This window comes from Arthrobacter sp. MYb224 (assembly GCF_002975455.1).
Lineage (GTDB): Bacteria > Actinomycetota > Actinomycetes > Actinomycetales > Micrococcaceae > Glutamicibacter.
Genome location: NZ_PCPU01000006.1, coordinates 289414 through 296410 on the forward strand (window position 1 = coordinate 289414; position 6997 = coordinate 296410).

Consider the following 6997-nt stretch of genomic DNA (forward strand, 5'->3'; position numbering starts at 1 on the left):
AATTATGTCACTTGGAGCCATCCCGGGCACCGGCCCGGCCACCAGTCCGCTGACCGTGATCCGCAAGTCGAAGCGGAAGAGCTTCGCGGACCTGCCAACCGGGCGCACCCTGGTGATGGGGATCCTGAACGTCACCGAGGACTCCTTCTCCGACGGCGGCGAGTTCCTGGGCACCGACAAGGCGCTGGACCACGGGCTGAAGCTGCTCTACGCCGGAGCCGACATCATCGACGTGGGCGGGGAATCCACCCGTCCCGGAGCCAAGGACGTGGATCCCGCCCTGGAGCAGGCGCGCATCATCCCGGTGATCGAGGCGCTGGCCAAGGCCGGCGCGGTAATCTCCGTGGACACCATGCACGTGTCCACCGCCCGCGCGGCCATCGCCGCCGGGGCGCAGCTGGTCAACGATGTCTCCGGGCTGACCTATGAGCAGGGCATGGCGGAACTGATCGCCGAAACCGGGGTCCCCTACGTGCTGATGCACCGCCGCGGCACCGCCGCGAATATGGTGCACGAGGCGAACTACGGGGACCCGGTGGCCGAGGTGCTCGCCGAGCTGCGCACCCTGCGCGACGAGTTCCTGGCCAAGGGCGTGAAGCCCGAACAGCTGATCCTCGACCCGGGCCTGGGCTTCGCGAAAAATGCCGAGCACAACTGGGCGCTGCTGGCCAACCTGGCGGCCTTCGCGGCGCTGGGCCACCCGGTGCTGGTCGGCACCAGCCGCAAGCGTTTCCTCGGCGAACTGCTGGCCGACGGCAAGGACCCGCGCGAACCGCTGGGCCGGGACGTGGCGACCGCCGCGACCACCGTGCTCGCCGCCCGGGACAACGCCTGGGCGGTGCGCGTGCACGATGTGGCGGCCAGCCGCGACGCGTTGGAAGTCGTGCAGGCCTATGGATCGCATTAGCATCCAGGGAATTTCCGCCACCGGCTATCACGGGGTCTTCGACCACGAGAAGCGCGAAGGCCAGGAATTCCGCATCGACGTGGTGCTGCATGTGGACATCACCCGGGCCGCGCTGAGCGATGACGTGGCGGACACCGTGGACTACGGGGCCGTCAGCCAGCTGGTGGTCGCGCAGATCCAGGCCGGACCCTGGGACCTGATCGAAAAGCTCGGTGCGCAGATCGCCGAGGCGATCCTCGCCGCCTGGCGCTCGGTGGCCACCGTGGAGGTGGTGGTGCACAAGCCGCAGGCTCCGATTCCGGTGCCTTTTTCCGATGTGAGCATCTCGCTGACCCGGCAGCAGAGCGTACATACCGCGATTATCGCGCTGGGCGCCAACCTCGGGGACAGCGCCGCGACGCTGCGCTCGGCCATCGCGGAACTGCGCGAGCACCTCGAGGTGCTGCGGACCTCCCCGGTAGCGCTGACCAAGCCGGTGGGCGGCCCGCCGGAGCAGCCCGATTACACCAACCAGGTCATCGAGGTGCGCACCACGCTGGGTCCATACGAGCTGCTTGAGCTGTGCCAAAGCATCGAGGCCAACCACGAGCGCACCCGCGAGGTGCGCTGGGAGGCGCGCACGCTGGACCTGGATCTGATCACCTTCGACCAGCTGCGCCTGGACGAGGAACTGCTGACCCTGCCGCATCCGCGCGCCCACACCCGCGGGTTCGTGCTCGCCCCGTGGAGCTGGATGGATGCCGACGCGGTGCTCAACGGACAGCTGGTATCCCGGCTGGCGGCCGAAGCGGCGGACACCGCGGACATCATCAGGCTATGAACCGGCTCAAGCTGCGCACGCTCATCTGGTGCACGCTGCTTGGCGGCGTGACCGGTTGGGTTGCCTTGCGCCTGCTCACGGCCGCCGGCAGGTTCTCCCCGGTGCTCGACTACGCCGCGTTGTTCTCCCTGGGCGCGGTGTGCGCGGTGGTCCTCTTCCTCGGTATCCGGGTCAAGCGTTCAACCCTGGGCCGCGGCCATATCGACCCGATCGCCGCCGCGCGCACGCTTGTGCTCGCGCAGGCGGCCGCCTACGCCGGCGCACTGATTACCGGCTGGCATCTGGCCCCGCTGCTGACCTTGCTGTTCGCCTCCGGCTCGAGCCCCACGCTCACCCGCGCGATGGTCCTCACCGGCGCCGGGATCCTGATGGTGGTCATCGGCTACCTTGTCCAGCACCTTTGCAAACTACCGCCCGAGGACACCGATGAAAATACCGATGGAATCGTCACCGAATAACTTCACCGCGGTGGACCCCGACTATTTTAAGGTCAAGCTGGCCACCTGGCTGATCCAGACCGGCAGCTACCTGCTGGTGGCGCTGCTGCCGTTGATCCTGCGCCTGTTCGGCCTCCCCGTGCCCTGGTGGTTGGTCATCCTCCCGCCGGTGCTGGTCCTCGGCCTGGCCTTGCCGATCCTGCGCATGCTGCGCCGCCAGGTGCGGGCGCTGGGCTACCGGGAACGCGAAGAAGACCTGCTGGTGCGTTCCGGGGTGCTCTGGCGCAAGCAACTTGTCATCCCCTACGGGCGCATGCAATATGTCGAGGTCACCAGCGGGCCGCTGGAACGCCGCTATGGGTTGTGCAAGCTGACGCTGAACACCGCCGCCGGGTCGGCCACCGCGGTCATCCCCGGGCTGCGCGAAGACACCGGGCAGGCATTGCGCGAACGCTTGGTCGCGGCCGGCGAGGCGAACCTGCTGTGAACGAATGGCAGCGGGTCCACCCGGCCAGCCCCTTTGTGCACGGCTGGCTGGCCATCGTCGGTTTGGCCTGGGTGTACTGGCAGAATACCGATGACATTTCCTGGGCGGAACGTTTCACCGGCAGCCGGCTGGCCTGGACCGTGGGCATCGGCTCGGCGGCGCTGGCGCTGGTGCTCATCTTCTACGCGCTGTCCTGGTATTTCACCCGCTACCGGATCAGCGAAACCCACGTTTATGTGAACGCCGGAATGGTCTTCCGCAGCCAAAAGCAGGCGCGCATCGACCGGGTGCAGGGCATCGACATCGCCCAGCCCCTGGTGGCCCGGCTGCTCGGCTTGGCCGAACTGCGCTTCGATGTGGCCGACGGTTCGGCCTCGGTCATGCGCCTGTCCTTCCTGCGCAAGGCGCACGCCCACCAGCTGCGTGCCGAGATCCTGGCGCTGGCCCAAGGCGAGATCCCGGTGCAGGAAGAAGCCGCGCAGCCGGTTCCGCTGATGGCCAAGGTGCCAGCCGGACGCCTGCTCGCCTCCATGTTCCTGCGGCTTCCCACGGTGGTTGGCGTGCTCTTGGCGTTGGTTCTGGGCATCCTGAGCCTCTCGGGGGTTGGCGTGCTGGTTGCCGGCCTGGTGCCGATGCTGCTCGGCTTCGGCGGCTGGTTCTACAAGGAACTGAACAACTCATGGAACTTCAGTGCGAGCGCCACGGATACCGGCCTGCGGATCAGCCACGGGCTGGCCGATACCAAGCAGCAGTCGTTGCCGGCCGGCCGGGTGCAGTCGATCCAGATCAGTTCGCCGGCCTTTTGGCGGCTGCTCGGCTGGTACCGGGTGGAGGTCAACGCGCTCGGTGTCGGTGAAGAAGAAATGTCGAATCTGCTGGTGCTGCCCGTCGGGGACTTCGAAGCGGTCACCCAGGTGATGGGGATCTTGCTGCCCGAGTTGGGGGTCGAGAACCAGCGCGCGGTGCTGCATACCGCCATCACCAGCGGAACCGACCACGGTTTCACCAGCTCACCGGCTCGTGCCAAGGCGTTGTCTCCGGGGGCCTGGAAGCATCAGGCGTTTTTGAGCACCGGCAGTTGCGTGATCACCCGCTTCGGTTGGCTTTCGCGCAGCGCGGCCTTCGTGCCGCATAGGCGGATCCAGGGGATGGTGCTGCAGCAGGGCCCCTGGGAGCGTCGCCGGGAGTTGGCGGGGATCCGCCTGTACAGCGCCGGTGGCTCGATCATGGGCTACATGCATCAGCTCGATGAGCAGGTAGCGACAGAATTTTTTGCGGCGCAAGCGCGGCGACAGGTTGAGAGGTAGATCCATGGAGGCACCACGCTTAGGCATTGGAATCATCTCCGCCGGCAAGGTCGGAGCGGTCCTCGGAGCCGCATTGGCGGCCGCCGGGCACCGGATCACCGGCGTGCATGCGGTCTCCGAAGCGTCGCGGGACCGTGCCGAGGTGTTGCTGCCCGGCGTGGAGATCCTGGATCCGGCCGAAATCCTGCGGCGCAGCGAGCTGGTGCTCTTCGCGGTCCCAGATGATGTGCTCGGCGAACTGGTCCAGGGCTTGGCCGCCGCTGGGCACTTTGTGACAGGCCAGCTGGTTGCCCACACCGCCGGACGGTACGGCACCGGGATCCTGGAGCCCGCGCGAGCCGCCGGAGCCTTCCCGCTGGCCATCCACCCGGCAATGACCTTTACCGGGATGAGCTTGGATCTGCAACGGCTTACCGACTGCGTTTTCGCCGTCACCGCGGATGAAATCATGCTCCCCGTGGCTCAGGCGCTCGTGGTGGAGATGCGCGGAGAGCCGGTGGTAATCGCCGAGGCAGACCGCGTGAGCTATCACGCGGCGCTGGCCCATGCGGCAAATCATCTGAACACCATTACCGCGCAGTCGGCCGATATGCTACGCCGGATCGGGGTGCAAGATCCGGCGGCTACGCTGCGTGCGTTGATGGGCGCAAGCCTGGACAACGCCTTGCGTTCGGGAGCCGGAGCCTTGACCGGGCCGGTAGCCCGGGGCGACGTGGGAACCGTCAGGGCGCATCTGGCCGCGATGGCCAAGGACCAAACCGAGACCGTGGACAGTTACCGCAGCCTCTCGCGGGCTACCGCGCAACGTGCGGCGGCACTCGGGCGGATCTCGCCGGGAACACTTCAAGAACTGCTGCAGGTTCTAGAATAGAGGGCGTGAAGACCCCGATGATTGTTCAAACCCGCGATGAGCTGAAGACAGCGATCGCTCAGGCCAACCCGCAAACTCTGGGCTTTGTTCCCACCATGGGGGCATTGCATGAGGGGCACGCGCGACTTTTTGCCAAGGCGCGTACCGAAAACGAGTTGGTGGTCAGTTCGGTCTTCGTCAATGAGCTGCAATTCAATGATGCACAGGACTATGCCAATTACCCGCGTGACCTAGATGCCGATGTGCAATTGGCCGCGCAGGCCGGGGTCGATATCGTCTTCGCGCCGCGCGCCGAGGAAATCTACCACGCGGGGATGCCGTTGATCCGGCTGAACAGCGGGGTGCTAGGCGAATTGTACGAGGGGGCCTCCCGCCCGGGGCATTTCGACGGGATGCTGGCGGTGGTGGCCAAGCTGCTTCACCTGGCAGATCCGCGGCAGGGCGAATACCGCGCTTATTTCGGGCAGAAGGACGCTCAGCAGTTGGCGCTCATTCGGCGGATGGTCGCAGATTTGGACTACCCGGTGCAGCTGCGCTCGGTGCCGATCGTAAGGAGCCCCGAAGGGCTGGCGCTGTCCAGCCGCAATGCGCTGCTCAACGCCGAAGAACTGCGGGCCGCGCTGGTGCTGCACCGTGCGATCGAACTGATTTCCGGGCGTGCTGCCCGTCACGAACCGCTGAATATTGACGACGCGCTGGGCCTGTTCCAGATGGAACCACTAGTCGAGCTCGACTATTTCGTGGTGGTAGACCCTAATACCCTCCAGGAGCTCGCCTTCAATTGCCAGGACACTCCCTTTACCGGGCAGGGCCTCGTGCTGGTGGCGGCCAAGGTCGGTAATGTGCGCTTGATCGATAACCAGCCAATTTAAGTCAGTCGAAGCGTCGTGCGGTCCGCTCGAGAATTTCGCGGAATTGTCCCAACTCGGCCATGATCTGCGCGGCGCTTTCCTCTGCTTGAACGAATTGGACCGCTTCACCGGCATAAACCGGGGCCATCGAGACCAGTGCTTGCGCGCGGGCAGTGCGGATCTGTTCACGCAGCTGTTCCGTGGCAGCGGCCTGCAGCCCGGGAATGTCCCCGGCCCAGCGCTGGCTGAATTCGTTTCTCAGCGCCCGTCCGCCAAACTCTTCCGCCCAGGGAAGCTGCTGTGCGATATCAAATGCGCGGGTGTATACGGTGTCGTCTAATCCGGAGGCCAGGACCGCGGCCTTTAAGTTCTCGTGTCCGCTGGCTTCGGCACTAGCAAGGAAACGCGTCCCTACCCAAGCCGCATCTGCGCCGGCGGCCAATACCGCAGCGACGGCCCGGGCGGTGCCGATGCCGCCGGCGGCGATCACCGGTTTAACGTGCTGCATCGTCGCCAGCTGCACCAGCGGCAGCGTTCCCGCTTCGTTGCGGCCATGGCCGCCGCCTTCGCCGCCCCGGGCTATGACAACATCGATATCATCTTGCATGGCCCGGGCGAGGTCTTCGGCGTTTCCCACCTGCATGGCAGTGAGCACTCCCGCTTCGTGAGCTAGGGCCGCGCTCCTGGTGGGGTCGCCGAAACTCAATACAACCAATGACGGCTCGTAGTCGAGGAAGCTTTCCAGGGCGCTCAGGTCATTTTCCAAAGACCACGCCATGAAACCGACACCCCAGGGGGAATCTGTTGAGCCCAGATGGGCTGCCTGCTCCGAAATCCATTCGCCGGTGGGGGTGGCCGGGCAGCCAATCATCCCTACGCCGCCGGCGGCGCTGACGGCGGCAGCGAGCTTGCCGCCGGCGGCGCCTGCCATCGAAGCGTTAAAGATTGGCTCACGGTATCCAAGGAGTGTCTGAAGGTCGCTCATAACGCCAGACTAGGACACCAAATTGAATGTGACGCAGAACCCCCTCCGTCGATTTGTAAGTTACCCGAAGTCTCTGTATAGTTTTTCTCTGTTGCCGGAATGGAAACAACGTGGAATACACGTAGAATTCATCCGGCGGCAAAGAGCTTTTCACAAGGCGTTTCGACTGGTTTTGACCGGTTCACGAAACATGCTAGAGTTGTAAAGTTGCTCCGGAGCGAAGCAGCCGCCGATTGCGGTGGTTGTGGTGTCGAGAGTGTTTGTTGTTTGAGAACTCAATAGTGTGCCAAGTTTATTGATACCGAATTATTTTTAATTTGGTGGATATATAA

At 64.9% G+C, this 6997-nt stretch carries 8 protein-coding genes; 7 read left to right on the forward strand and 1 reads right to left on the reverse strand.

All coding sequences use genetic code 11. From position 1 onward, the window contains the following. Positions 1-4: 4 nt before the first annotated feature. The 7 genes from folP to panC are packed head-to-tail and all read left to right on the forward strand — an operon-like array spanning position 5 to position 5701. Positions 5-907, forward strand: coding sequence for a dihydropteroate synthase (folP, locus tag CQ017_RS18165; protein ID WP_181148303.1), 903 nt, complete (start codon positions 5-7; stop codon positions 905-907). Then, on the forward strand, positions 894-1727 hold the full coding sequence (gene folK, locus CQ017_RS18420) for a 2-amino-4-hydroxy-6-hydroxymethyldihydropteridine diphosphokinase (protein WP_181148301.1): 834 nt from the start codon (positions 894-896) through the stop codon (positions 1725-1727). Before folP ends, folK begins: the two co-directional genes overlap by 14 nt. Beyond that, positions 1724-2185 (forward strand): DUF3180 domain-containing protein, encoded by a 462-nt coding sequence (locus tag CQ017_RS13465; RefSeq protein WP_105554117.1) that lies wholly within the window; start codon positions 1724-1726, stop codon positions 2183-2185. The genes folK and CQ017_RS13465 overlap by 4 nt, the downstream gene beginning before the upstream one ends. Beyond that, on the forward strand, positions 2154-2651 hold the full coding sequence (locus CQ017_RS13470; RefSeq protein ID WP_258133641.1) for a PH domain-containing protein: 498 nt from the start codon (positions 2154-2156) through the stop codon (positions 2649-2651). Before CQ017_RS13465 ends, CQ017_RS13470 begins: the two co-directional genes overlap by 32 nt. Next, complete coding sequence (locus CQ017_RS13475) at positions 2648-3958, forward strand: PH domain-containing protein (RefSeq protein WP_181148299.1); 1311 nt, start codon at positions 2648-2650, stop codon at positions 3956-3958. The genes CQ017_RS13470 and CQ017_RS13475 overlap by 4 nt, the downstream gene beginning before the upstream one ends. A gap of 4 nt (positions 3959-3962) precedes the next feature. Then, positions 3963-4829 (forward strand): Rossmann-like and DUF2520 domain-containing protein, encoded by an 867-nt coding sequence (locus CQ017_RS13480; RefSeq protein ID WP_105554119.1) that lies wholly within the window; start codon positions 3963-3965, stop codon positions 4827-4829. A 17-nt stretch (positions 4830-4846) separates the two neighbouring features. Then, positions 4847-5701 carry a pantoate--beta-alanine ligase gene (panC, locus tag CQ017_RS13485; RefSeq protein WP_105554135.1) on the forward strand — a complete coding sequence of 285 codons (855 nt, stop codon included), beginning with the start codon at positions 4847-4849 and terminating at the stop codon, positions 5699-5701. Between the two features lies 1 nt (position 5702). Here the strand turns inward: panC and CQ017_RS13490 are convergent, their stop codons facing one another. Beyond that, on the reverse strand, positions 5703-6665 hold the full coding sequence (locus tag CQ017_RS13490) for a nitronate monooxygenase family protein (protein WP_105554120.1): 963 nt from the start codon (positions 6663-6665) through the stop codon (positions 5703-5705). Positions 6666-6997 lie beyond the last annotated feature (332 nt).

What these genes read in the sequence shown, in the direction of transcription:
- folP (WP_181148303.1), top strand. Translation starts at nt 5, where the DNA reads ATGTCACTTGGAGCCATCCCGGGCACCGGCCCGGCCACCAGTCCGCTG.
- folK (WP_181148301.1), top strand. Translation starts at nt 894, where the DNA reads ATGGATCGCATTAGCATCCAGGGAATTTCCGCCACCGGCTATCACGGG.
- CQ017_RS13465 (WP_105554117.1), top strand. Translation starts at nt 1,724, where the DNA reads ATGAACCGGCTCAAGCTGCGCACGCTCATCTGGTGCACGCTGCTTGGC.
- CQ017_RS13470 (WP_258133641.1), top strand. Translation starts at nt 2,154, where the DNA reads ATGAAAATACCGATGGAATCGTCACCGAATAACTTCACCGCGGTGGAC.
- CQ017_RS13480 (WP_105554119.1), top strand. Translation starts at nt 3,963, where the DNA reads ATGGAGGCACCACGCTTAGGCATTGGAATCATCTCCGCCGGCAAGGTC.
- panC (WP_105554135.1), top strand. Translation starts at nt 4,847, where the DNA reads ATGATTGTTCAAACCCGCGATGAGCTGAAGACAGCGATCGCTCAGGCC.
- CQ017_RS13490 (WP_105554120.1), bottom strand. Translation starts at nt 6,665, where the DNA reads ATGAGCGACCTTCAGACACTCCTTGGATACCGTGAGCCAATCTTTAAC.